Source organism: Pseudomonas sp. B26(2017) (genome assembly GCF_002113045.1).
GTDB lineage: Bacteria > Pseudomonadota > Gammaproteobacteria > Pseudomonadales > Pseudomonadaceae > Aquipseudomonas.
The window spans coordinates 14,752-37,780 of sequence record NZ_NEJJ01000015.1 but is presented as its reverse complement, the minus strand read 5'-3'; the positions used below and the strand labels follow the sequence as shown (position 1 = coordinate 37,780).

Here is a 23,029-nt window from a genome sequence, read left to right as displayed (position 1 = left end):
GCAGGCACTGCCCAGGGCTGCGATCTTTCCGGGACGCCATAAATTTCCCTCTGCAACAAACGTTCTAGCTTGGATAAAGCCTGCTTCATGGCTGACACAGGTAGGGCAATGAAGATTTCTCGACGATGGTTCATGGCGGGCCTGGCATTGACCGGCGCCGCTGTGCCTGCAGCGTATTTTGGGCATCGTGAATGGACGAAGCCGGATCCGACGATCACCCCGGGTGAGGCGTCGTTCGATGTCGCGGATGTCGCCGGGCAACGCCTGGCGGATGCGTTGCGCGGTGTCTGGCAGATTCGTTTCGAGGGCCATGACGCCGGTATCGCGGGTTTGCCCAGAGACGGTCTGGAAGTGTTTCTCGATGTTGCCCACAAAGGGCGCGGCGTGACCGGTTTTCTCGACACGGCCGAGCGTTTGCGCTCGTCACAGGCGCCGCGCTATCGAATTCTCGCGGACCTCGCCGACGTCAAAGCCTCGCAATTGAGTTGGCGTCTGGTCAGCACATCGGCGGCCGACGGTGCACCGGACTACGAATTCAACATGGCGCTGGATGAAGTCTGGGGCGGTTTCGGCAACGCCGGCAGCGGCAGCCTCAGCGGGCGCGTCCTCAACCTTGATCGACCCTTGATGCTGCCGGCGCAGGACCATCGTTTCATTGCCGTCAAGCGTGTGTTCCCCGAGGCCCGCGAACGCACAGGGTTGAACCCGACGTTGCTGGCCTGGCTGATCTCTCCCGAGCACCGCTTGTTCCATCAGCTCTGGCACGCCAGCCGCGACAAGTGGCATACCTTGAGCGAGGAAAAACGCGGCGCCCTGCGCGGTATCGGCTGGCAGCCCGGCCCGCGTGACAAGGAGCGTGACGCCCGTGGCCCGCGCAAGGATCGCAATGGTTCGGGGATCGATTTCTTCTTCATGCACCGCCACATGCTGGGCACGGCGCGTTCAATGCAGGATCTGCCGTCGTGGCAGCATTTTCCGCTGCCGCAGCCGGAGTTGATCCGCGATCGCCAGGGTTTCGCCGCCTACTTCGACAACCACGACGGCACTTCGCTGCCGCCGACCTGGCTGGCCGAGGACGATGACGAATATTCGCAATGGGTCAGCGACATCAAGACGGCCGAGACGTATCACAGTAATTTCCTGGTGTGGGAATCGCGCTACCGTGACCCGCGCTACCTGGCCAAACTGACCCTGGGACAGTTTGGCTCGGAAGTTGAACTGGGGCTGCACGACTGGCTGCACATGCGCTGGGCGTCCGTGCCGCGCGATCCTTCCAACGGGCAACCGGTGCCGTTTGCGCGTGATCCGGCCGATTTTTCCGCGCGCTGGTACGCCGCTGAAAACGATTTTCTGGGTGATCCGTTCTCCTCTCATGTGAGCCCGGTGTTCTGGGCGTTCCATGGCTGGATCGATGATCGCCTGGAGGACTGGTTCCGCGCGCACGAACGCTTTCATCCGGGCGAGGTCAGTCGCTTGCAGGTCAATGGTGTGCCGTGGTTTGCACCGGGACGCTGGGTGGAAGTCGCCGACCCGTGGCTCGGGCCGATCACTCACGGCTGCAGCACGGTGCCGGGCCTGCAGCCTGGCAAGTCCGTGGAGATGGATCCGGAAACCATGAAGCTGGCCCTGCGCATCACCTTCAGCGACGACGAGAAGGTGTTGTCGTCGTTGTTCCGCAAGGTGCCGCGGCGTCCATGGTATGCGCGTCATCTGAAGCCCAGACAGACGCCGGTCTGAGACGCTCTTCACTGCACTCGCCGGCAGGTCGACGCCCACGCATTCAGTTGCATCGATGAATGTTGTGGGCTTCGGCCTGCTGGCGATTGCATTTGCAGGTCAGCGTGATGCCAGTGTCTGCCAGCCGCCGCCCAACGCCTTGTACAACGCGATGCTTGCCTGCATTCGCGACAATCGCAACTGCACATTCAAGTCCTGCGCGGCATAGAGCGTGCGCTGGGTTTCCAGTACCGTCAGCAAATCCTCTGCGCCGGCCTGGTAGCGACTCTGGGCGATGTCGAACGCCGTCTGCGCTTGCCGCAGTTCCTCGCTTTGCCATTGCCGTTGTTCATCGAGGCCGCGAATGCTGTTCAAGGCTTTTTCGACATCGGCGAAGCCGTTGATGATCGCGCCGCGATAGTTCTGCAGCAGTTCATCCTGACGTGCAGTGGCCTTGTCGCGCTCTGCGCCGAGACGACCGTTATTGAAGACCGGCCCGATGAGTCCGGCGGTCAGGTTATAGAAGGGGCTGCGCAGAACGTCGCGGAACTGGTCGGCCCCCGAGCCGATACTGGCACTCAAAGTGACAGTGGGCAGCATCGCGGCGCGGGCGACTTTGACGTCGGCCTTGGCGGCGGCCAGTTGTGCTTCGGCGCGGGCGATGTCCGGGCGGCGATTGAGCAGATCGCTTGGCACGCCCGCGGCGATTTCCGGCCAATGCAGTTGATCGAACGATTCCCGGTTCAGCGCAAGTTCCTGAACCGGGCGGCCCAGCAGGGCTGCAAGGCTGATTGAAGCGTCCCGGGCCTGTTGCTGCACCCGCGGCAATTGCCGTAGCTGGGCGGCTACCAGGCTTTTCTGCTGAGCCAGTTCCAGGGCGGTTGCCGAGCCTGAGTCAAAACGCGTTTGCACCAGTTTCAAAACGTTTTGCGCGTTGGCCAGATTGAGTTCGGCAATGCGGCTCTGCTCGCGCAGCGACAAGGTTTGCGCATAGGTGTCGGCGACACTGCCGAACAAGGTCAACTCCACCGTGGCACGGTCGAACTCGCTGGCCTGCAAGGCGAATTGCGCACTGTCGCGCAAGGCCTGTTTGCCACCCCAGAAGTCGATTTCGTAACTGGCATTCAGATTGGCGTCGAAGTAATCCACGGCCTTGTTGCTGCTGTCGGCGTCCAGTTGGCTGTAGCCATTGCCGCGCAACAGTTTCTGCCGATTGGCATTGAGCCTGGCCTGCACTTCAGGCAGTTGTGAGCCGCCGGCGATCACGGTGCCGGCCCGGGCCTGGCGTACCCGGGCCATGGCGGCGGCGAGGTCGAAACTGCCGGCGCGAGCCTGTTCGATCAGACGATCAAGTTCCTGGCTGCCGAATTGTTTCCACCATTGCGCATTGATGCGGTCGACGCTGGCGCCGTGGGGCGATTGCCAGTTGGCGGGCGGTTGCAACCCGCTGTCGGGACGCTGGGCGGGACTGCCGCAGGCGCTGAGCAACAGGCACACGGTCAATAAACTGAGGCGCGGTTTCATAGATCGATCATTCACTGGTAAGGGCCGTGACCGGGTCGAGCCGGGCAGCTTTGCGGGCCGGCATGAAGCCGAAGACAACGCCGGTGACAAGGGCGCAGCCAAAAGCGCCGAGCACCGCCAGCAACGAGAAGGCGACGGCAACGTCGCTGAGGATCAGCACGCCGCCGACGATCAGCGCCAAGCCAATCCCGGTGATCCCGCCGACCACCGAGAGCATCACCGCTTCGGTGAGGAACTGCCGCAGAATGTCGCGCTGGCGAGCGCCGGTGGCCATGCGAATGCCGATCTCGCGGGTGCGTTCGCGCACGGTCATGAGCATGATGTTCATCACGCCAATCCCGCCGACCAGCAGCGAAATCGCCGCAATCGAGCCGAGCATCAGCGACAGGGTATTTTGCGTGCGCGCTTCGGCCTGGATCATGGCGGCGTTGTTGGTCAGTTCGAAATCCTTTTTGCCGTTGTGCAGGCGCAGCATCAATTGCTCGATGGCGTGTTCGGCTTCCTTGACCTTGCGTGCATCCGCCGCGGCGATGGCGACGTATTCCGGATTGCGCGTGCCGAACAGCCGCACGCTGGCAGCGGAGTAGGGGATGGCGATGCGGTCGTCGCTGTCCTGATCGCCGGAGCTGGCGCCTTTTTCCTGGAGCACGCCGACCACCTGGAACGGCACGTTCTCGATCAGGATGTATTGGCCGATGGGGTCGAGCACATCCTTGAGCAGTTTGTCGCGAACCTTCTTGCCGATCACCGCCACCGCGCTGGCGTTGCGCTCATCGGCATCGGTGAAGTAGCTGCCCTCGACCACCGGCCAGTTGAAGATCGCCGGGAAGTTGGTGTCGTTGCCGCCGACGTAACTCATGTGGTCGGCGTTGCCAAACCGCACACCAGCCTCCGCGCCGTTGACCGGCATGATCCGTTTGACCTGCGGCAGGCTGGCCAGCGCCGCCACGTCATCGAGGGTGATGATGCCCGGCGGCGTGCGCGGATTGGGTGCCGAGCCGCTGAGGTAAATGATGTTCGAACCGAAAGCGCCCATCTGCGCCATGACCTGACGCTTGCTGCCTTCGCCCACTGCGAGCATGACCACCACCGAAGCGACGCCGATGATGATCCCGAGCAGGGTCAGCGCGGTGCGGAAGCGGTTGATCCACATCACCCGCCATGCGGCGTGCAGAGCGTCCACCAGTTCGCCTTTCCAGGCCCCCGAGGCTTGTGCGCCCTCGGTCAGGCGTTTGCGCAGGTCGACCGCTTGCAGGGCGCCTGGGCTGGCTGTGGTCCGGGCGTCGGGACTGTCCTGGGCGCTGTCGCTGATGATCAGGCCGTCGCGGATCTCGATAATGCGCTTGGCCCGCGCTGCGACTTCGCGGTCGTGGGTGATCAGGATCACCACGTGGCCCTGGCTCGCCAGTTCGTCGAGCAACGCCATGACTTCTTTGCCGCTGTGGCTGTCGAGGGCGCCGGTGGGTTCGTCGGCGAGGATGATGTGGCCGCCGTTCATCAGTGCCCGGGCGATCGACACCCGCTGCTGCTGACCGCCTGACAATTGATGGGGGCGGTTGCCGGTGCGCGAGGCCAGGCCGAGGCGGTCGAGCAGGGCGGCAGCGCGGGCGTGGCGTTCGGCGGCGGGAGTGCCGGCGTAGATTGCCGGCATCTCGACGTTCTCCTGGGCCGAGCCGGACGGAATCAGGTGATAGCCCTGAAACACGAAACCGAAGGCTTCGCGCCGCAGCCAGGCCAACTCGTCGGTGTCGAGGTCGGCGACGTTTTCCCCGGCGAAACGGTATTCGCCGCAGGTGGGCCGGTCGAGGCAGCCGAGGATGTTCATCAGCGTCGATTTGCCGGAGCCGGACGCGCCGACAATCGCCACGAATTCCCCGGCGTGGATCGACAGGTCGATCCCGCGCAACACATGCACTTCAGGGGCGTCGCCACCGCCATAGGATTTGCGGATGTCCCGCAGGTCGATCAAGGGCGTCTGCATTTAGCCACCGCTGCCGTCGGCCGGGCCGATCAACAGGTGATCGCCTTCGTTCAAGCCTTCCAGCACCTGGACTTTCAAGCGGTCGCTGATGCCGGTGTGCACTTCGCGGGACTGGATGTCGCCATTGGCGGCAATCACCTGCGCGGTCTGCCGGTTCGCGGTGGCTGTGCCTTGCAGGGCGGCAACCGGTGCAGTGAGAACGTCTTTGGCCTGGCTGGCGACGAAGAAAACCTGGGTGGTCATTTCCGCCATCAGTGCGTTGTCGGCGTTGTCGACATCCAGCAGCACGGTATAGAGCACCACGCGCGCGCTGCCGCTTTTGCTGGAACTGGCAGGACTGCCGCCGCCCTGGCTGGTCTGATCCAGGGGTTTGGGCGGTACCGGCAGGATTTGCCGCACGGTGCTGGTCCAGCGTCGATGGCCGGCGCTGAGGGTGGTGAAGTAGGCAGTCATGCCCGGTTTGACGTGGCCGATGTCGGCTTCGGAAACTTCCGCCCACACGGTCATCGGCGACAGCTTGGCGATCCGCAGGATCAGCGGTGTCTGTTGTTGGGCGTTGAGGGTCTGGCCTTCGCGGGCATCGAGGGCAACCACGGTGCCGGCCATTGGCGCATAAATGCGGGTGTAGCCGAGCTCGGCCTGATCGCTGCGCAGGCTGGCTTCGGCCTGACGGATCTGGGCCTGGAACATGTCGATGCGCGCCTGGGTGGCTTTCAGTTCGGCGCGGGCGGTCTGCACGTCTTCTTCGCGGGTGGCGCCGCCAGCGGCCAGGTTCTGCTGACGCTGGTATTTCTGCTGCGCGAGCTCGTGCTGGGCTTTCTGTTCCTGCAACTGGGCCTTGAGGTTTTCGATGGAGAAACGTCCGGCGTCGAGTTTGGCTTTCTGGGTGGACGGATCGATTTCCACCAGCAGTTGGCCTTCCTTGACCACGTCGCCGACTTCCACATGAATCTTGCGGATCTGCCCCGATGCCTGGGCGCCGACGTCCACATAGCGTCGCGGTTGCAGGGTGCCCAGCGCGGTGACGCTGCTTTCGATATCGCCGCGGGTCACCTGCACGGTGGCGAACTTGTCCCGTCCTGGAGGCAGGATCTGCCAGGCGGCGTAGGCGACAACAGGGATCAGACAAAGGACTACGAGCAGGGCGCGTCGGGCGGGGCGGGGACGTTTCATGCAGGGTTCCGGCCAGTGGAAATCGGCCCGTCATTCAGAAAAGTGCGCAGGATCGGGCACCGTTGAACGCTGCCGCAGGGCGCGACAGACACGGGGAGCTGTCCTGTAAACGATGAAAGCGCAGGGGAATTTAAGCGGCGACACAGGTTGTTACAGCAATCTGTAGGTATAGCCGGACACTATTTGTCGGGCAACGACAAACACCACTTTAAATCTATATGAGAATTACTATAAATTACGCGCCTCAAGTTGCCACTATCTTGCTACTGCCTTGTGCGGCTCAGCAGAACGGTGTGCTCAAGGACAGAACCCGCATTCAGGCGGCCGGGAGTCATGTTGGAAAACTACTATCGAGAGCTGGTGTGTTTCCTGAACGCCAAGCTCGGCAACCGTCAGGTGGCCGAAGATGTGGTGCATGACGCTTATGTGCGGGTCCTGGAGCGTTCCAGCGATACGCCGATCGAACAACCCCGGGCCTTCCTTTATCGCACCGCGCTGAACCTGGTGATCGACGACCACCGGCGCAATGCCCTGCGTCAGGTCGAGTCGCTGGAAGTGCTCGACAGCGAAGAGCGCTATTTCACCCCGTCCCCCCACAGCACCCTCGATCATGGTCAACGTCTGGAGATGTTGCAGCGTGCGCTGGCCGAGCTTTCACCGCTGTGCCGCGAGAGCTTTCTGTTGCGCAAGATCGAAGGCCTGTCGCACCCCGAGATCGCCGAGCGCCTTGGCATTTCCAAGGCTCTGGTGGAAAAGCACATCGTCAACGCCATGAAACATTGCCGCGTGCGCATCAAGCAATGGGATGCCCATTGAGCCGTCGTCGTTAAATTTCATTTCACTGTCCTCGTTCCTACTCAACAGACGATCTGCTGTCCTGCTCCGGGCCGGCCGGTCACCCAAGCTCTTCCTCCGCGCTGTTCGGGGGTTCATCCAGAGGACACTGGAAATGACACAGGCAATTGCATCGCCCATCGTTCACGACCTGATCGGCGTCGGTTTCGGCCCTTCGAACCTGGCGCTGGCCATCGCTCTGCAAGAGCGCGGCCCGATCCAGGGCGAGCTGGATGTGCTGTTTCTCGACAAGCAACCCAACTACAGCTGGCACGGCAATACCCTGTCGACCCAGAGCGAGCTGCAGATTTCCTTCCTCAAGGATCTGGTGACCCTGCGCAACCCGACCAGCCCTTATTCGTTCGTCAACTACCTCAAGCACCACGGCCGTCTGGTGGACTTCATCAACCTCGGGACCTTCTACCCGTGCCGCATGGAGTACAACGACTACCTGCGCTGGGTGGCCGCGCAGTTCACCGAACAGAGCCGCTATGGCGAAGAAGTGCTGACCATCGAGCCGGTGCTGCACAACCATCAGGTTGAAGCGCTGCGGGTGATTTCCCGTGGTACGGACGGCCAGCAGTTCGTGCGCACCGCGCGTTCCGTTGTGGTCAGCGCCGGCGGCACGCCACGCATTCCCGAGGCGTTCAAGGCGCTGAAGGGCGACGGTCGGGTGTTCCACCACTCGCAGTACCTGGCGGAAATGGCCAAGCAGCCGTGCGTGAACAATCAGCCGATGAGCATCGCGATCATCGGTGGCGGGCAGAGCGCGGCGGAAGCCTTTATCGATCTGAACGATTCGTTCCCGTCGGTGCAGGTCGACATGATCCTGCGCGGCTCGGCCCTGAAACCGGCGGACGACAGCCCGTTCGTCAACGAAGTGTTCTCGCCGGAGTTCACTGATCTGATCTTCCAGCAGAAGAGCAGCGAGCGTGAGCGTCTGGTCAACGAGTACCACAACACCAACTACTCGGTGGTCGACATCGACCTGATCGAACGCATCTACGGCATCTTCTACCGCCAGAAGGTCTCCGGTGTTGCCCGTCATGCGTTCCGTACCCTGACCACCGTCGAGCAAGCCACCGCCACCGAACGCGGTATCGAACTGACTGTGCGCAACAACGCCACCGGCGAAGTCACCGTGCGTGTCTACGACGCGGTCGTGCTGGCCACCGGTTACGAGCGTCAGATGCACCGCAAACTGCTCGCGCCGCTGGAAGAGTACCTGGGCGACTTCGAAGTCGATCGCAACTACAAGCTGATCACCGACGAGCGCTGCAAGGCCGGTCTGTACATGCAGGGCTTCTGCCAGGCCAGCCATGGTCTGAGCGATACGCTGTTGTCGATCCTGCCGATCCGTGCGGACGAGATTGCCGGCTCGCTGTATGAGCATGGCAAGAACCGTGGGCACAGCCGTTCGATGGCGGATCTGTTGCTGGCCACGGCCAGCTAAGTATCCTTTCAGCCTCCACACTGATCGTTCCCACGCTCTGCGTGGGAATGCCTCAAGGGACGCTCCGCGTTCCAATGGGGCGCAGAGCGTCCCCGGCTGCATTCCCACGCAGAGCGTGGGAACGATCTCGGCGATCTCGGGGGCAATCCTGAACCCTTCCTGAACACCCGACACATTCCCCGACACACTTCCTTTTCCGGGTTTACTCTCCAGATATCGGGGCGTAAGCTTCGCGCGTTTTCATCAATAGCGGAGACCCACAGTGGGTACTTGTTCGAGTGACAGTTGTCGGCCGGTCCTTGTAACCGGCGGATTCTCGGCAAGATAACGCGCATTCCTTTGTGCCGTTGTCTCGCCGAACAGCGAGCAGCGGCATCCCGATCATGACCGGTTCCGGCCATGTCCCGACGTCCTTCTCATCGACACTGAAAAGCCTGTGAAGTCGACTTCATCGTCGTCATTGCAGCCTATCGACACGCCTGTCTTTCTGACTGGCGCGCCACGCCTTGCCGTGCCGGTTTTGCGGTGCCCAGGACGAGGACGTACCTGCTCGACGGTTTCCCGGCTGACCATAGGGGCAACAGCCATGAAACTTACGCTCAAGGAATTTTTCGCAGGCTTCCTGCGGACCCGTCACATCGCCCGGCACTTCCGTCGCCTGGCCTTGCTGGAAACCCTCGGCGACACCACGGTCAGCCGTGAAGTGCCGCCCACTCTGGCCAATACACTGGTGGACGCCGCCCATTGCGACAGCGGCGTGCTGCTGACCAACCTCGGCACCCACACCGACGGCCTGACCGATTTCGAAGTCGATGTGCTGCGTGCGCAGCATGGCCTCAACGAAGTCGAACACGAGCAACCGCTGCCGTGGTGGACCCACCTGTGGCATTGCTACAAAAACCCTTTCAATCTGCTGCTGACCCTGTTGGCGGTGATCTCGTGGCTGACCGAAGACCTCAAGGCCGCCATCGTGATTTTCTCGATGGTGGTGTTGTCGACGCTGCTGCGCTTCTGGCAGGAAAGCAAATCCAATCAGGCGGCCGATGCGCTCAAAGCGATGGTCAGCAACACTGCCACCGTGCTGCGCCGGGATGCGCCGCGTGCTGAACTGCCGATCAAACAACTGGTGCCCGGCGATCTGATCGTGCTGTCGGCCGGCGACATGATTCCTGCCGATTGTCGGGTGCTCAGCGCCAAGGACCTGTTCGTCAGCCAGGCAGCGATGACCGGTGAATCGATGCCGGTAGAGAAATTCCCGCGTCAGGCCGATCGCGATACGCGCAATCCGCTGGAGCTCGACAACATTCTGTTCATGGGCACCAACGTGGTCTCCGGCACGGCGGTGGCGGTGATTCTCACCACCGGCAACAGCACCTATTTCGGTGCGCTGGCGCAGCGGGTCGGGGCGACTGATCGCGCGGTGACTTCGTTTCAGCAAGGCGTGAATAAAGTCAGCTGGCTGCTGATCCGCTTCATGTTCGTGATGGCGCCACTGGTGTTGTTCATCAACGGTTTCACCAAGGGCGACTGGACCGAAGCACTGTTGTTCGCACTGTCGATTGCCGTGGGCCTGACCCCGGAAATGCTGCCGATGATCGTCACCTCGACCCTGGCCAAAGGCGCGGTATTTCTGTCGCGCAAGAAAGTCATCGTCAAACGCCTGGACGCGATCCAGAACTTCGGCGCCATGGACGTGCTGTGCACCGACAAGACCGGCACCCTGACCCAGGACAAAATTTTCCTGGCACGCAACGTCGACGTCTGGGGCGAAGACTCCGATGACGTGCTGGAAATGGCCTACCTCAACAGCTACTACCAGACCGGCCTGAAAAACCTGCTGGATGTGGCAGTGCTGGAGCACGTGGAAATCCACCGTGAGCTGAAGGTCGGCACGGCGTTTCGCAAGGTCGATGAAATCCCGTTCGACTTCAACCGCCGGCGCATGTCGGTGGTGGTCGAAGGGCGCGGTCAGCCGCATCAACTGATCTGCAAGGGTGCGGTGGAAGAGGTTCTGTCGGTGTGCAGCCGGGTTCGTCACGGTGAAGTGGACGAAGCCTTGAGCGATGAATTGCTGGCGAAAATCCGTCAGGTCACAGCAGCATTCAACGCTGAAGGCCTGCGCGTGGTAGCGGTGGCGGCCCGCTCGATGCCCCAAGGGCGCGACACTTACAGCCTGAACGACGAGCAGGAGCTGACGCTGATCGGTTACGTGGCGTTTCTCGATCCACCCAAGGAAAGCACCGCGCCGGCGCTCAAGGCCCTGGCCGAACACGGCGTGGCCGTGAAAGTGCTGACCGGCGACAACGAACTGGTGACCGCCAAGATCTGCCGCGAAGTGGGCCTGGCCCAGCAAGGCCTGCTGATGGGCAATGACATCGAACGCATGAGCGATGCTGAACTTGCGGTGGCGGTGGAAACCACCAACGTGTTCGCCAGGCTGACGCCGTCGCACAAGGAGCGCATCGTGCGCATCCTCAAGGGCAACGGTCATGTGGTCGGGTTCATGGGTGACGGCATCAACGACGCGCCGGCGCTGCGCACCGCAGACATCGGGATTTCCGTGGACAGCGCGGTGGACATCGCCAAGGAAGCGGCCGACATCATCCTGCTGGAGAAGAGCCTGATGGTGCTGGAGGAGGGCGTGCTGGAAGGGCGCCGGACCTTCGCCAACATGCTCAAGTACATCAAGATGACCGCCAGCTCGAACTTCGGCAACGTGTTCTCGGTGCTGGTGGCCAGTGCGTTCATTCCGTTCCTGCCGATGCTGCCGATGCACCTGCTGGTGCAGAACCTGTTGTATGACATTTCGCAGATCGCGATCCCGTTCGACAACGTTGACGACGAAATGCTGAAACAGCCGCAGCGCTGGCAGCCGGGTGATGTGGGGCGCTTCATGCTGTTCTTCGGCCCGATCAGCTCGATCTTCGACATCACAACGTTCGCCTTGATGTGGTACGTGTTCGATGCCAACACCCCGGATCACCAGACCCTGTTCCAGTCCGGCTGGTTCGTCGTGGGACTGCTGACCCAGACGCTGATCGTGCACATGATCCGCACGCCGAAGATTCCGTTCCTGCAAAGCCGTGCGGCCATGCCGTTGCTGGTGATGACCGCAATCATCATGGCCGTGGGCATCTTCCTGCCGATGGGACCGCTGGCGCACTACTTCAAATTGCAGGCGCTGCCGTCAATGTACTTCGTGTTCCTGCCGGTGATCCTGCTGGCGTACATGGCACTGACTCAGGCCGTGAAAGGCTTCTACATCCGCCGGTTCGGCTGGCAGTAACAGGCAAGTTTCCCCCCCTTGTGGGAGCAAGGGGGGCGGTTTCAAGGAGTTCGACATGCAAGCCATCAACAATCTCAACCTCACCTCATTGCTCGACACCCTGGTCAGTCTCAGCGCGGCCTTCATCCTCGGCGGCCTGATCGGCTTCGAACGCCAGTACCGGCAACGCACGGCGGGTTTGCGCACTAACGTGCTGGTGGCGGTCGGTGCGGCGATTTTCGTCGACATGGCCAACCGTCTGGCCGGTGCCGAAGGTGCGGTGCGGGTGGTCGCCTACGTGGTGTCCGGTATCGGCTTTCTCGGTGCCGGCGTGATCATGCGCGAAGAGGGCAACGTGCGCGGCCTCAACACTGCCGCCACGCTCTGGACCTCGGCGGCGGTCGGCGCCTGTGCCGGCGCCGACCTGCTGGCCGAAGCGGTGCTGGGCACCTTGTTCGTGCTCGCCGCCAACACCTTGCTGCGGCCGATCGTCAACAACATCAACCGTCAGCCGCTCGATGTGGTCTCGGCAGAAGTCACCAACATCGTTTACGTCATCGCCCGGCGTTCGCAGCAGAAAGCCGTATTTGCGCTGCTTGAAGCCGAGCTGGAACGCAGCAATTACCCGGCCAGTGATGTCGATGTGCACGCTTTCGGAGCCGATGAAATCGAGATCGAAGCCACTCTGGCGACGACTTCGGTGGACGGTGATGAGCTGGATGCGCTGGTAGCGCGAATCTCGACCTCGGCGCTGGTGGTGCAGGCATTCTGGAGTCCGAGTACCACGGAGTAACTTTTTTGTCCGGATGAGTGACATCTTTTTTCGGAAAAGTCCTACAGAGCATGCCTCGGCGCTTGGGTAGTCTTGCCGCCACTTGAAGCGACTACCCGGACTTTCACGTTGACCGACAAAACCCTGCGCATCCTGATCGCCGACTTGCAGCACTTTCACCGGATGAAGATCGAGCGCCTGTTCAATGGGCTCGATTACTACCGCATTGCCCCGGTGCAAAACCTTGCCGAACTGCTGACGCTGGTCGATTACGGCTGTGAGCCATTCGATGTCCTGGTGATCAATGCCGAACTGGCGGGCGGGATAGCGGATCTTCGTGGTTTCCTGTTTGATCATCCGCAAGTCCGGCGGGCGCTGGTCTACGGTGAACCGGCGAACGCCTCAGGGGTTCCCGAGCACTTTGGCGCAAAGATCATCACCAGTCCTGCGCCTCTGCCTTCAATCCGCGCGATCGAGCAGCTGATGACCTCGGTCGAGGCTTCGTTTGGGCCCTCATCGGGTGCTCAATCACAGATCGCTCTATCGAACAACTGTCAGATCTGACAGGTGATCCAGCGCTCACACCGTGCAACAGTTGTAGCGCGGCTACCAATAGTCCCGTTCATGCAAGATCGGCGGCGTCATGGCATGTATTCGCCTCGGGAGTGGTCATGGGTTCAGCATTGATCGTCGATGATCATCCGGTGGTGGTGGGTGCCCTTCGCCTGGTTCTGGAGTCGGCGGGTTACCAACCGATTCATGTGACTACCAGCGGTGTCGATGTGGTGCCAATGCTCCGGGAGCACGCGCCGGAACTGGTCGTGCTCGACCTGAAGCTCAACGGATTCGGTGGTCTGGAGGTATTGGCGCGCATCAGGGCCGTCGGGCTGGTCTGCAAGGTGGTGATTTTCACCTCGGCCGATCCTGAACACTATCTGATGCGCTGCCGACGTGCGGGGGCGATGGCTTTTGTCGCCAAGTCCGCCTCGATGCAGCATTTGCAAAATGCAATCAAGGCCGTGCGGTCGGGTTATACCTACTTCCCCGAAATGCCTGCGGTCAATACCGGGCAAACCGAAGCGCATCGCGATGAGCGAGAGCTGATCGCACTTCTGTCCACCCGTGAAATGGAGATCATGCTGAAGCTGGCCAGAGGCGAGTCCAACAAGCACATTGCTCTGGCGATGAACCTCAGTCACAAAACCATCAGTACCTACAAGACCCGCTTGATGCAGAAACTCGGAGTGACCTCGCTGGTGGTCTTGCGAGAGTTTGTCAAACGCAACGGCCTGTTTTGATCGGTTGCCCCATGATAGGTCGTCTGCGGGTTGTGCTTCTGTCGATACTGTTGCTTGCAAGCGCAGTGCACGCCTCCGAGGCGCAAAGGCTGGAAATCGTCTCCCGCACCCGTCTGGAGGGGGTGCAGATTCGTCTGGATGAGCAGGACAGACAGTGGCTGAGCGCGCACCGGGTATTGCGCATCGGTGCCTCCTGGCCGGATTACCCGCCCTTTGAACTGACCCGCAAACGCCATGAACTGGAAGGTCTCACGGCCGATTACGCCGACGCGATCGCCCAGATACTTAACATTGCCGTCGAGGTCTGGTGCTATCCCGACCGCGAAAGCGCCATGGCCGCGCTCAAGGCCGGGGATCTTGACCTGCTGGGCACGTCGAACAACTTCGAAATCGCCGATCCCCAACTGATGCTGTCGCGCGCCTATGCCGAGGATCAGCCGATGTGGCTGACCCGGCTCAATGAGGCGTTGCCGAGTGATCTCAACGGCAAACGCATCGCCATGGTGGACGACTATCTGCCCGCTTCGACCATCGAAGAGGCTTACCCGCAAGCTTCCCTGCAGCGCTATCGATCGATCCTCGATGCCCTCGGCGCCGTCGCGTTTGGCCGGGATGATCTGTACCTCGGCGATTTCATCAGCGCCAGCTACCTGATCAACACCCATTTTCAAAACGACCTGCAACTGGCCGGGCCCTCGGGCCTGGACGCCAACCCCTTCGGTTTTGCCCTGACCCGCAGCAACAACCGCTTGAAACGTCTGGTCGACAAAGCCCTGCTGGCGATTCCCATGGAGCAGCGGCTGGCGATGGAGCTGCGCTGGAGTGCCGGGCGTGCCGACAGGGCGGCGCAGTCGCGGGTAAGCCTGAGCGATAGCGAGCAACAATGGCTGGATCAGCATCCGGTAGTGCGGGTCGGTGCTGTCGATGACTTTGCGCCACTCGCGTTCTTTGACGCCGACGGTCGCTTCAGTGGGCTGGCGGCCCAACTGCTCAACCTGATCAGTCAGCGCAGCGGGCTGACGTTCGAGGTGGTGCGCGGTCAGTCTCTTGATCGTCAGGTCGAACAACTCAGAAGCGGAAAACTGGACCTGTTGTCTGTGATGACACTGAGCCGCGAGCGCGAAACAGAAATGCTGTTCACCCGGTCGTACGTCAACAGCCCCTTTGTGCTGATTGCCGATTCGAAGGCACAGGGGCCGCGTAGTCTGGACGACATGACGGGCAAGCGTGTGGCGCTTTATCGCGGCGATCCGTTGCGTGATTACCTGCTGGAGCATGTGCCGCAGATCAACCTGATCGAGTTGCCGAGTCCGGCCGATGGCACACGGGCGCTGCTCGATGGTCGGGCTGATGCGACATTGAGTTCGTTGCTGGTAGCGCGTTACCAGATCGATCACCAGTACCGCGATCGCTTGCGGATTGTCTCCACGCTGGGCGATCAGCCGGCCCGGGTTGCCATGGCCACGGCGCTCGACTCGCCTCAGTTGCAATCGATTCTGAACAAGGCACTGCTGAGCATCGCGCCGCAGGAAATCGACGGCCTGGTCGCACGCTGGAGTCGTAACGTGGTGCTGCAAGACAGCTATTGGCAGCGTCATCGCGAGCAAATATTGCGCGGGTTTGCCGTTGCTGCCGGGTTGCTGTTGCTGGCATTGGGCTGGATCGGTTTTCAGCGTCGGCAGATCCGCCAGCGTCAGCAATGGCTAAGTCAGTTGCAGGAGGCCAAGGAGGCGGCCGACGAAGCCAATCGTGCCAAAAGTACGTTTCTGGCGACCATGAGTCATGAAATCCGCACACCGATGAATGCCCTGACCGGCATGCTCGAACTGGCGCTCAAACGTGCCGATGAAGGCGTGACCGATCGCCAGGCTATCGAAGTCGCGTCCACTGCCGGGCAGCAATTGCTGGCATTGATCGGCGACATTCTCGACATCGCACGCATCGAGTCCGGGCATTTGTCACTGGCCCCCGAGCGCGCCAATCTGCGCGAAGTGGTCGTGTCGGTGTGTCGGATTTTCGAGGGTCTGGCCCGGCAGAAACAATTGTTGTGGCATGTCGAACTGGATGAGCTCAGCAACGTCGAGGTGATGCTCGATCCCCTGCGTTTCAAGCAAGTGCTGTCGAACCTGTTGAGCAATGCCATCAAATTCACCGACAACGGCGAGGTGAGCCTGCGCTTGCGCGTGTTTTCAGAACGGGACGGGCTGATTGAAGTGGGCGTGATCATCGAAGACAGTGGGCGGGGGATCAGCATTGAGGATCAGCAGCGACTGTTCAATCCGTTTGTACAGGTCGGCGATCATCAGTCCGTGGCGCATGGCGGTTCAGGTCTGGGGTTGGTGATCAGTCGCAACCTGTGCCGGATGATGGGCGGTGATTTGTGGATGAGCAGCGAGTTGAACCGCGGCACTCAGCTCATGCTGCGCCTGGAGCTGCCTGTGCTGGCGCCACTCGGGCAAGAAGCTGCACCGCCGCCAGTGGCGACGACGGTGAAGTCGCTGAACGTGCTGGTCGTGGATGACCATCCGGTGAATCGCCTGTTGTTGTGTCGGCAGTTGAGTGAACTGGGGCATCGCGCCGTCGACTCCGGTGGCGGTGAAGAGGGGCTGGTGCTGTGGCGCAGGCAATCCTTCGATGCGCTGATCACCGATATCAACATGCACGGGCTCAACGGTTACGAGCTGGCGCGAGCAGTGCGCCAGGAAGAAGCCGCGACGGGCAGGGCGCCCTGCCTGATCCTCGGCTTTACCGCCAATGCACAGATGGAAGAAAAGCAGCGATGCCGGGCGGCCGGGATGGACGATTGCCTGTTCAAACCGGTGCTGCTGCACGAATTGAACCAGGCCCTGATGGCCGCCGTACCGGAGGGCGCGCAGGCCGCCAGCGTGGACGATTCGGCAGTGGCCGAGTTCGACCTGAGTGCGCTGTTGCAACTGGCAGGCGCCGACAATCCGCTGATCGAACAGTTGCGTGGGGAAATGCTGAGCAGCTTGCGCATCGACCTGCAGCGTCTGGACGAATCAGGCCGACACGGTGATCGCGCGGGATTGCGCGATCTGGCGCATCACGTCACGGGCGGGGCACACATGATCGGTGCCGAGCGCGTGATCTCGGCGTGTCGAGGACTTGAGCAAGCCTGCCATGACGATCAACCCGACGCGGCATTGACGGCCGCCATCGATTTGCTGCGCGTGGCCATGCAAGACCTCGCGCAGCAGCTTCAGGCCTGACCGGTCAGTCCCACTGCGGCGCGATGCCTGTGGGGCTGGTCAGGCGATGGCCGCGATCCAGTGTGGCGATCAGCGCCATGTCGGCGTCGCTCAGGGTCAACGCCGTGGCGCCCAGGTTGCCTTGCAGGTTGGTGCGTTTGGTCGACGACGGAATCACCGCGTATCCCGACTGCAGCGCCCACGCCAGGGTGACCTGAGCCGGAGTGGCTTGCAGACGCTCGGCGATCTGTACGATCAGCGGATCCTTCAGCACTTCACCATAGGCCAGGGTCATGTACGACGTGATCTGAATGCCCTGACTCCGGGCGAATTCCACGACCTTGCGGTTTTGCAGGTACGGGTGCAGTTCGATCTGGTTGGTGGCGATGTTCTGCGCACCGACCGCAGCAATTGCCTGTTTCATCAGGTCGATGGTGAAGTTGGACACGCCGATCTGCCGGGTCAGACCCAGGCGCTTTGCTTCCAGCAGGGCGCCCAAGAATTCCTCGACCGACACTTGATCTTCCGGCGACGGCCAGTGGATCAGCGTCAGATCGAGGTAGTCGGTCTGCAACTTTTGCAGGCTCTCCTTGAGGCTTTCAATCAGGCGGTCTTTGGCGAAATTGGCGATCCAGATCTTGCTGGTGATGAACAGTTCGTCGCGGGCGATGCCGCTGGCAGCGATGGCCTCGCCCACGTCGGCTTCGTTTTCGTAGATCTGTGCGGTGTCGATGACCCGGTAACCGAGCTCAAGGGCAGTGCTCACCGAATCGATGACCACCTGACCTTGCAGACGAAACGTACCAAGACCGAAAGCGGGAACAGACATGCAGGACTCCAGGGTTGCAGTGGGAATGAGCAGGAGTATCCGCGTCTGATTCCTTGGGAAAAACCGCTGTCGGCACAAAGTACTGTTGACTGAAAGTCACGAATCACCACGCTTGCTCATCGTTCCATTAATAGAACGATGAGGACGGTTTTGGCCGACTAGTGCTAAATACGTAGCGAATTTATGATCGGCCCCCACGATCAACCTGATGACGGAGTCCACCATGAAAAACCTTATCGGTATCTACACCAGCCCTCGCGGCCACTGGGTCGGCGATGGGTTTCCGGTGCGTACCCTGTTTTCCTACGACAACCTGGGCAAGCACATCAGCCCGTTCCTGCTGCTGGATCACGCCGGGCCTGCGCAATTCACCCCGACCACCGAACGTCGTGGCGTGGGCCAGCATCCGCACCGTGGCTTCGAGACCGTCACCATCGTGTACGAAGGCGAAGTGCAGCACCGCGACTCCACCGGCAGTGGCGGCACCATTGGCCCGGGTGATGTGCAGTGGATGACCGCGGCTTCGGGAATCCTGCATGAAGAATTCCATTCGGAAAATTTCGCCAGAACCGGCGGCAACCTGGAAATGGTGCAGCTGTGGGTGAATCTGCCAGCCAAGGACAAAATGGCCGCGCCGGGTTACCAGACCATTCTGGACAGTGATATCCCGCAAATCGCGCTCAAGGACGGCGCCGGCAGCCTGCGCCTGATCGCCGGCGAGTTCGACGGTCAGAAGGGCCCGTCCCGCACGTTCACGCCTATCGATGTGTGGGATCTGCGACTGAACACCGGCAAGTTGCTTTCGCTGGATCTGCACGAAGGCCGTAACACGGCGTTGGTGGTGTTGAAGGGGTCGGTCCGGATCAACGGTGTGGAGTCGATGCGCGAAGGGCAACTGGCGCTGTTTGAACGTGATGGCAAGCGAATCACCCTCGAAGCCAGCCAGGACGCGGTGGTGTTGCTGCTCAGTGGCGAGCCGATTGACGAGCCGATCGTCGGCCACGGCCCGTTCGTGATGAACACCGAGCAGGAAATCCACCAGGCTTTTGCCGACTTCCAGTCCGGCCGCTTCGGCCAGATGCACGGCTGAAAATCCCGGCAGGCGCCACGCGCGCCTGCCGGTTTTTTTCGCGCGTGCGCAGTGGCACTCATCCGGCCAAATCAATTACTCCTACACTGAGCCCAATCTGTGCGATCTTCTCGCGATTGGCCCCTGTCGGAGTTGTTTGATGCTGTCTCTGCTCACCGATCATCCGTTGTTTTGCGCCTTGATCTTGATCCTGATCGATCTCGGTCTGTGGCGTCTGATCAGCTCCCACGGCAGTGCGTGGAAACTGTTGGTACGGGTGCTGATCTTTGCTCTATTCAGCTTTCTGCTGTTCAACGAAGGGCTCAACCCGATGGAGCCTGCGCCGTGGGCCGACAACGTGCCGTTGCACCTGGCGGCGACCGGGTTGCAGATCGGCTGGTGGCTGTTCGGCGCGCGCACCCTGACGGTGTTGATCGGCGCGGTGATGATGCAGCGGGTCGGGCACACCGGGCGGCTGTTGCAGGATCTGCTGGGTGCGGTGATCTTCCTGATTGCGATCATCGCGGCGCTGGCCTACGTGCTGGACCTGCCGGTCAAAGGCGTACTGGCGACGTCCGGGGCGTTGGCGATCATCGTCGGTCTGGCGTTGCAGAGCACCTTGAGCGACGTGTTTTCCGGGATCGTGCTCAACACCACCAAGCCTTATCAACTGGATGACTGGATTTCCATCGACGGTACGGAAGGGCGGGTCACCGACATCGACTGGCGCGCCACGCGCCTGCAAACCAGTCAGGGCAGCATGGCGGTGATTCCCAACTCGCTGGCGGCCAAGGCCAAGATCATCAACTTCAGCCGGCCGAGCAATATGTTCGGGGTTGCCGTCAGCGTGCAGGTCAGCCCCCATGCGCGGCCCAGCTCGGTGATCGATGCCCTGGAACGGGCGATGCAGGGCTGTCGCCAATTGCTGGAGAGCCCCGCGCCGAGTGTCGCGCTGAAGAGCTCCAGCAGTGCCGGCACCGAATATGAAATCAGCGGGTTTGTCGCCTCGATGAGCGAAAAACGTATGGTGCGCAATCAGCTGTTTGATCTGGCGTACCGGCACCTGCAGGCGTCCGGGGTCAATCTGCTGTCGAGCGTTGAGCCGGGCGTGTCGAGCAATCTCTCGCGGCCACGGGCGTTGCTCGACAGCTCGCCGATTTTCTCTACGCTTCGTCAGGAAGAGAAAGAAACCTTCAGCCAGAACATGACCCTGCAAACTTTCCGTGCCGGCGAGGTGATTCTTGCGGGCGGCGAGGTCAGTGATCACCTGTTCATCATCGAATCCGGTGTGGTCTCGGTGACGCTCAAACGCCACGGCACGCCGTTCGAGTCCGGACGGATGGGACCGGGCGAAGTGATCGGCGAAGCGGGAATACTGTCCGATACGTCATTGCCGGCCGACTTCTCCGCCAAGACCTTCTGTGCGCTGTATCGCATCGAGAAGTCTTATCTCAAACCTTGTCTGGACGCCCGTCACGACATCAACGACGCGATGAAGGCGCTGCTCGATTTCCGCCTGCACAAGGCGCAATCACTGACGGAAGAAACACCGGTGACAGTGCCGAAAAAAGGTTTCCTGCAATGGTTGCGCAACCGCGTGTAAACGGAGGATCCAACGCAACCGTCGCGGTGCGCCTGGTGTCACAGTTTTTATCGGTCAATGGCAGGAACCCGGACGATGAAAAAAATGCGCATTGCCACGTTCAACGTCAACGGCCTGCGGGCCCGTCTGCCGAATCTGCTGGAGTGGCTGAGGCGCGAGCAGCCGGACATCGTCTGTTTGCAGGAACTGAAGCTGGTGGACAGCGCGTTTCCTGCCGCCGATCTGGAAGCCGCCGGTTACGGCGCCATCTGGCACGGTCAGGCGTCATGGAACGGCGTGGCAATTCTTGCCCGCGATGCGCAACCGCTGGAGAGCCGGCGCGGTCTGCCCGGCGATCCTGACGATAAACACAGTCGCTATCTCGAAGCGGCGGTGCACGGGGTGTTGGTGGGGTGCCTGTACCTGCCCAATGGCAATCCGCAACCGGGGCCGAAGTTCGACTACAAACTGGCCTGGTTCGAGCGCCTGATCAATTACGCCCGGGATCTGCAAAGCAGCGATCACCCGGTGGTGCTGGCCGGCGATTACAACGTGGTGCCCACGGATCTGGATATCTACAACACTCGATCCTGGCTCAAGGATGCGTTGTTGCAACCGCAAAGCCGCGAGTGCTACCAGCGATTGCTGGATCAGGGCTGGACGGATTCGTTGCGGCATATTTATCCCGAAGATCGGCTGTATACCTTCTGGGATTATTTCCGCCAGCACTGGCAGAAGAACTCCGGGCTGCGGATCGACCATCTGCTGCTCAATCCCAAGCTGAGCCCTTATCTGCATGAGGCCGGTGTGGATGCCTGGGTGCGCAACGAACCGCATGCCAGCGACCACGCGCCGACGTGGATTCGCATCGACTCCCGTAAACGACGCTAAAAAGGTGATTGGTTAATTCAATTGTCGATTCGATGCCCGGATCCCGTATACATGGCGACCATCGGCGGAACGATCCGCGCCCATGCAAAAGGACCCGGCAATGAGCGAGCCACGCCTGACGAATCTGAAACAGTATCTGCAACGCCTGGGATTCGATGCGCCTCCGGCACCGACCCTTGAAACCCTGCGCCTGTTGCAATTGCGCCATACCGGCGCCTTTCCTTTCGAAAACCTGTCGACGCTAAGCGGCGAACCCGTTCTGATCGATCTGCCCTCCATCGAACGCAAGGTCTTTAACGACGCCCGTGGCGGCTACTGCTACGAGCTGAACAATCTGTTTCTGGCGCTGTTGCTGGAACTGGGGTTCGAGGCGCGGGGCATCAGTGGACGTGTGGTCATTAATCGGCCCGAAGGCAGCTGGACGGAGCGCACCCATCGCTTGAGTCTGGTGACCCTCGACGGCGTGCGCTACATCACCGATGTCGGCTTCGGCGGCATGGTGCCGACCGCACCGCTGGTGCTCGATACCGACGCCGAGCAATCCACGCCGCACGAACCGTATCGCATCGAAGTGCAGGCCGATGGCTACATGCTGCGGGCCAGGGTCGCTGGCGAATGGCGGCCAATGTACCTGTTTGACCTGCAACGCCAGGAAGACATCGATTACACCCTCGGCAACTGGTACGTCTCGACTCACCCGGACTCGCCATTCGCCCAGCGCCTGATGGTCGCGCGGACCGGCGACGGCTGGCGACGTACGCTGAACAACGGCAGTTTCGCGATCCACCGCATGGGCGCCGAGAGCGAGCGGCGTGAGGTAACGGATATCGATGAGCTGATCGAACTACTGGAACGGGAATTCGGCTTGCGCTTGCCGCACCAGCCCGGTGCACGTCTGGCGCTGGCGCGCTTGATTCAGCCAGTCTGAAACCTAAGGTTTTGCCTCCGGCTCCAGCACCCGCCGGATCTCGTTCACGGCCGCCGACAGTTTTTTCTCGAGGCTCTTGAGGTCGGTGGCGCTGAATTGCCCGATTGAATGTTCGAGTTCCTCAGTGGCGCCACGGCTGTCGAGCAACGCGCGGCGCAGGGTGTTGTTGATTACCGTCTGATAGCCATAGCCCTCGCTCTCAGCGACCTCGCGCGCGGCTTCGATCACCGCGTCATCGAGCATGATGGTGATGCGGGTCTTGCCCTTGGTGGGCGCGATGGCGCCGCGTTTACCTTGGCTGAAATCGTACTCATCCTTCATTGATCACCTCTGCGCAAAGTTGCCCTCGCTCGCTGGGCTCGAATGCGTTGGCAGCATTCTTGCTTTTGTCGAACTGAATCTTGAATGACTTAATTATGCATACTTTATATGTATAAAAAAGGGTGCGACCGCGCCGTCGGTCGCCATGAACACTTCAGCCTGGGCGGATAAAACGTGGACTCGA

Annotated in this window: 17 protein-coding genes; 12 read left to right on the top strand and 5 right to left on the bottom strand. The window is 61.2% G+C overall.

Features of this window, described 5'->3' with window-relative positions; translation table 11 throughout:
* The first annotated feature begins 108 nt into the window (after nucleotides 1-108).
* Nucleotides 109-1,737 (top strand): PvdJ/PvdD/PvdP-like protein, encoded by a 1,629-nt coding sequence (locus CAF79_RS21415; protein WP_085700184.1) that lies wholly within the window; start codon nucleotides 109-111, stop codon nucleotides 1,735-1,737.
* 99 nt (nucleotides 1,738-1,836) lie between these two features.
* Here the strand turns inward: CAF79_RS21415 and CAF79_RS21410 are convergent, their stop codons facing one another.
* From CAF79_RS21410 to CAF79_RS21400, 3 genes are read right to left on the bottom strand one after another with little or no spacing between them, the layout of a single operon-like run.
* The gene (locus CAF79_RS21410) at nucleotides 1,837-3,240 is read right to left on the bottom strand and encodes an efflux transporter outer membrane subunit (protein WP_085700183.1); all 1,404 of its coding nucleotides are present in this window, start codon (nucleotides 3,238-3,240) and stop codon (nucleotides 1,837-1,839) included.
* Between the two features lie 7 nt (nucleotides 3,241-3,247).
* Complete coding sequence (locus CAF79_RS21405; RefSeq protein ID WP_085700182.1) at nucleotides 3,248-5,221, bottom strand: MacB family efflux pump subunit; 1,974 nt, start codon at nucleotides 5,219-5,221, stop codon at nucleotides 3,248-3,250.
* Entirely contained in the window at nucleotides 5,222-6,394 is a 1,173-nt protein-coding gene (locus CAF79_RS21400; RefSeq protein WP_085700181.1) for an efflux RND transporter periplasmic adaptor subunit, read from the bottom strand.
* Between the two features lie 333 nt (nucleotides 6,395-6,727).
* Between CAF79_RS21400 and CAF79_RS21395 the strand changes: the two genes are divergently transcribed.
* From CAF79_RS21395 to CAF79_RS21365, 7 genes are all read left to right on the top strand, one after another.
* Nucleotides 6,728-7,210: a sigma-70 family RNA polymerase sigma factor gene (locus tag CAF79_RS21395; protein ID WP_085700180.1), complete on the top strand. Its 483-nt coding sequence runs from the start codon at nucleotides 6,728-6,730 to the stop codon at nucleotides 7,208-7,210.
* Between the two features lie 133 nt (nucleotides 7,211-7,343).
* A complete protein-coding gene (locus tag CAF79_RS21390; RefSeq protein ID WP_085700179.1) occupies nucleotides 7,344-8,681 on the top strand; it encodes a lysine N(6)-hydroxylase/L-ornithine N(5)-oxygenase family protein in 1,338 nt (445 codons plus the stop codon).
* Between the two features lie 586 nt (nucleotides 8,682-9,267).
* Nucleotides 9,268-11,967 (top strand): magnesium-translocating P-type ATPase, encoded by a 2,700-nt coding sequence (gene mgtA / locus CAF79_RS21385; RefSeq protein ID WP_085700178.1) that lies wholly within the window; start codon nucleotides 9,268-9,270, stop codon nucleotides 11,965-11,967.
* Between the two features lie 55 nt (nucleotides 11,968-12,022).
* A complete protein-coding gene (locus CAF79_RS21380) occupies nucleotides 12,023-12,739 on the top strand; it encodes an MgtC/SapB family protein (protein WP_064594791.1) in 717 nt (238 codons plus the stop codon).
* A 108-nt stretch (nucleotides 12,740-12,847) separates the two neighbouring features.
* Complete coding sequence (locus CAF79_RS21375) at nucleotides 12,848-13,282, top strand: chemotaxis protein CheY (RefSeq protein ID WP_085700177.1); 435 nt, start codon at nucleotides 12,848-12,850, stop codon at nucleotides 13,280-13,282.
* 107 nt (nucleotides 13,283-13,389) lie between these two features.
* Nucleotides 13,390-14,016 (top strand): response regulator transcription factor, encoded by a 627-nt coding sequence (locus tag CAF79_RS21370; protein ID WP_085700176.1) that lies wholly within the window; start codon nucleotides 13,390-13,392, stop codon nucleotides 14,014-14,016.
* Between the two features lie 11 nt (nucleotides 14,017-14,027).
* Nucleotides 14,028-17,246: a transporter substrate-binding domain-containing protein gene (locus CAF79_RS21365; RefSeq protein ID WP_085700175.1), complete on the top strand. Its 3,219-nt coding sequence runs from the start codon at nucleotides 14,028-14,030 to the stop codon at nucleotides 17,244-17,246.
* Nucleotides 17,247-17,250: 4 nt separating this feature from the next.
* On the opposite strand, the gene dkgB is transcribed toward CAF79_RS21365, so the two are convergent.
* Complete coding sequence (dkgB, locus tag CAF79_RS21360; protein WP_085700174.1) at nucleotides 17,251-18,054, bottom strand: 2,5-didehydrogluconate reductase DkgB; 804 nt, start codon at nucleotides 18,052-18,054, stop codon at nucleotides 17,251-17,253.
* Nucleotides 18,055-18,277: 223 nt separating this feature from the next.
* Here dkgB and CAF79_RS21355 point away from each other — a divergent pair, with 223 nt between their 5' ends.
* The 4 genes from CAF79_RS21355 (at nucleotide 18,278) to CAF79_RS21340 (ending at nucleotide 22,524) form a co-directional block, all read left to right on the top strand.
* Nucleotides 18,278-19,144, top strand: coding sequence for a pirin family protein (locus CAF79_RS21355; protein ID WP_085700173.1), 867 nt, complete (start codon nucleotides 18,278-18,280; stop codon nucleotides 19,142-19,144).
* Nucleotides 19,145-19,283: 139 nt separating this feature from the next.
* Entirely contained in the window at nucleotides 19,284-20,726 is a 1,443-nt protein-coding gene (locus tag CAF79_RS21350) for a mechanosensitive ion channel family protein (protein WP_085700172.1), read from the top strand.
* 75 nt (nucleotides 20,727-20,801) lie between these two features.
* Nucleotides 20,802-21,596, top strand: a complete 795-nt coding sequence (xth, locus tag CAF79_RS21345; protein WP_085700171.1) for an exodeoxyribonuclease III — start codon at nucleotides 20,802-20,804, stop codon at nucleotides 21,594-21,596.
* A 100-nt stretch (nucleotides 21,597-21,696) separates the two neighbouring features.
* A complete protein-coding gene (locus CAF79_RS21340) occupies nucleotides 21,697-22,524 on the top strand; it encodes an arylamine N-acetyltransferase (protein ID WP_085700170.1) in 828 nt (275 codons plus the stop codon).
* Between the two features lie 3 nt (nucleotides 22,525-22,527).
* Here the strand turns inward: CAF79_RS21340 and CAF79_RS21335 are convergent, their stop codons facing one another.
* Complete coding sequence (locus CAF79_RS21335) at nucleotides 22,528-22,845, bottom strand: BrnA antitoxin family protein (protein ID WP_085700169.1); 318 nt, start codon at nucleotides 22,843-22,845, stop codon at nucleotides 22,528-22,530.
* Nucleotides 22,846-23,029: the final 184 nt, after the last annotated feature.

Excerpts from the sequence above, each read along its gene's own strand:
- CAF79_RS21390 (WP_085700179.1), top strand. The coding sequence starts at position 7,344 with ATGACACAGGCAATTGCATCGCCCATCGTTCACGACCTGATCGGCGTC.
- CAF79_RS21335 (WP_085700169.1), bottom strand. The coding sequence starts at position 22,845 with ATGAAGGATGAGTACGATTTCAGCCAAGGTAAACGCGGCGCCATCGCG.
- CAF79_RS21365 (WP_085700175.1), top strand. The coding sequence starts at position 14,028 with ATGATAGGTCGTCTGCGGGTTGTGCTTCTGTCGATACTGTTGCTTGCA.
- CAF79_RS21395 (WP_085700180.1), top strand. The coding sequence starts at position 6,728 with ATGTTGGAAAACTACTATCGAGAGCTGGTGTGTTTCCTGAACGCCAAG.
- mgtA (WP_085700178.1), top strand. The coding sequence starts at position 9,268 with ATGAAACTTACGCTCAAGGAATTTTTCGCAGGCTTCCTGCGGACCCGT.
- CAF79_RS21355 (WP_085700173.1), top strand. The coding sequence starts at position 18,278 with ATGAAAAACCTTATCGGTATCTACACCAGCCCTCGCGGCCACTGGGTC.
- xth (WP_085700171.1), top strand. The coding sequence starts at position 20,802 with ATGAAAAAAATGCGCATTGCCACGTTCAACGTCAACGGCCTGCGGGCC.
- CAF79_RS21410 (WP_085700183.1), bottom strand. The coding sequence starts at position 3,240 with ATGAAACCGCGCCTCAGTTTATTGACCGTGTGCCTGTTGCTCAGCGCC.
- CAF79_RS21340 (WP_085700170.1), top strand. The coding sequence starts at position 21,697 with ATGAGCGAGCCACGCCTGACGAATCTGAAACAGTATCTGCAACGCCTG.
- dkgB (WP_085700174.1), bottom strand. The coding sequence starts at position 18,054 with ATGTCTGTTCCCGCTTTCGGTCTTGGTACGTTTCGTCTGCAAGGTCAG.
- CAF79_RS21415 (WP_085700184.1), top strand. The coding sequence starts at position 109 with ATGAAGATTTCTCGACGATGGTTCATGGCGGGCCTGGCATTGACCGGC.
- CAF79_RS21405 (WP_085700182.1), bottom strand. The coding sequence starts at position 5,221 with ATGCAGACGCCCTTGATCGACCTGCGGGACATCCGCAAATCCTATGGC.
- CAF79_RS21380 (WP_064594791.1), top strand. The coding sequence starts at position 12,023 with ATGCAAGCCATCAACAATCTCAACCTCACCTCATTGCTCGACACCCTG.
- CAF79_RS21370 (WP_085700176.1), top strand. The coding sequence starts at position 13,390 with ATGGGTTCAGCATTGATCGTCGATGATCATCCGGTGGTGGTGGGTGCC.
- CAF79_RS21350 (WP_085700172.1), top strand. The coding sequence starts at position 19,284 with ATGCTGTCTCTGCTCACCGATCATCCGTTGTTTTGCGCCTTGATCTTG.
- CAF79_RS21400 (WP_085700181.1), bottom strand. The coding sequence starts at position 6,394 with ATGAAACGTCCCCGCCCCGCCCGACGCGCCCTGCTCGTAGTCCTTTGT.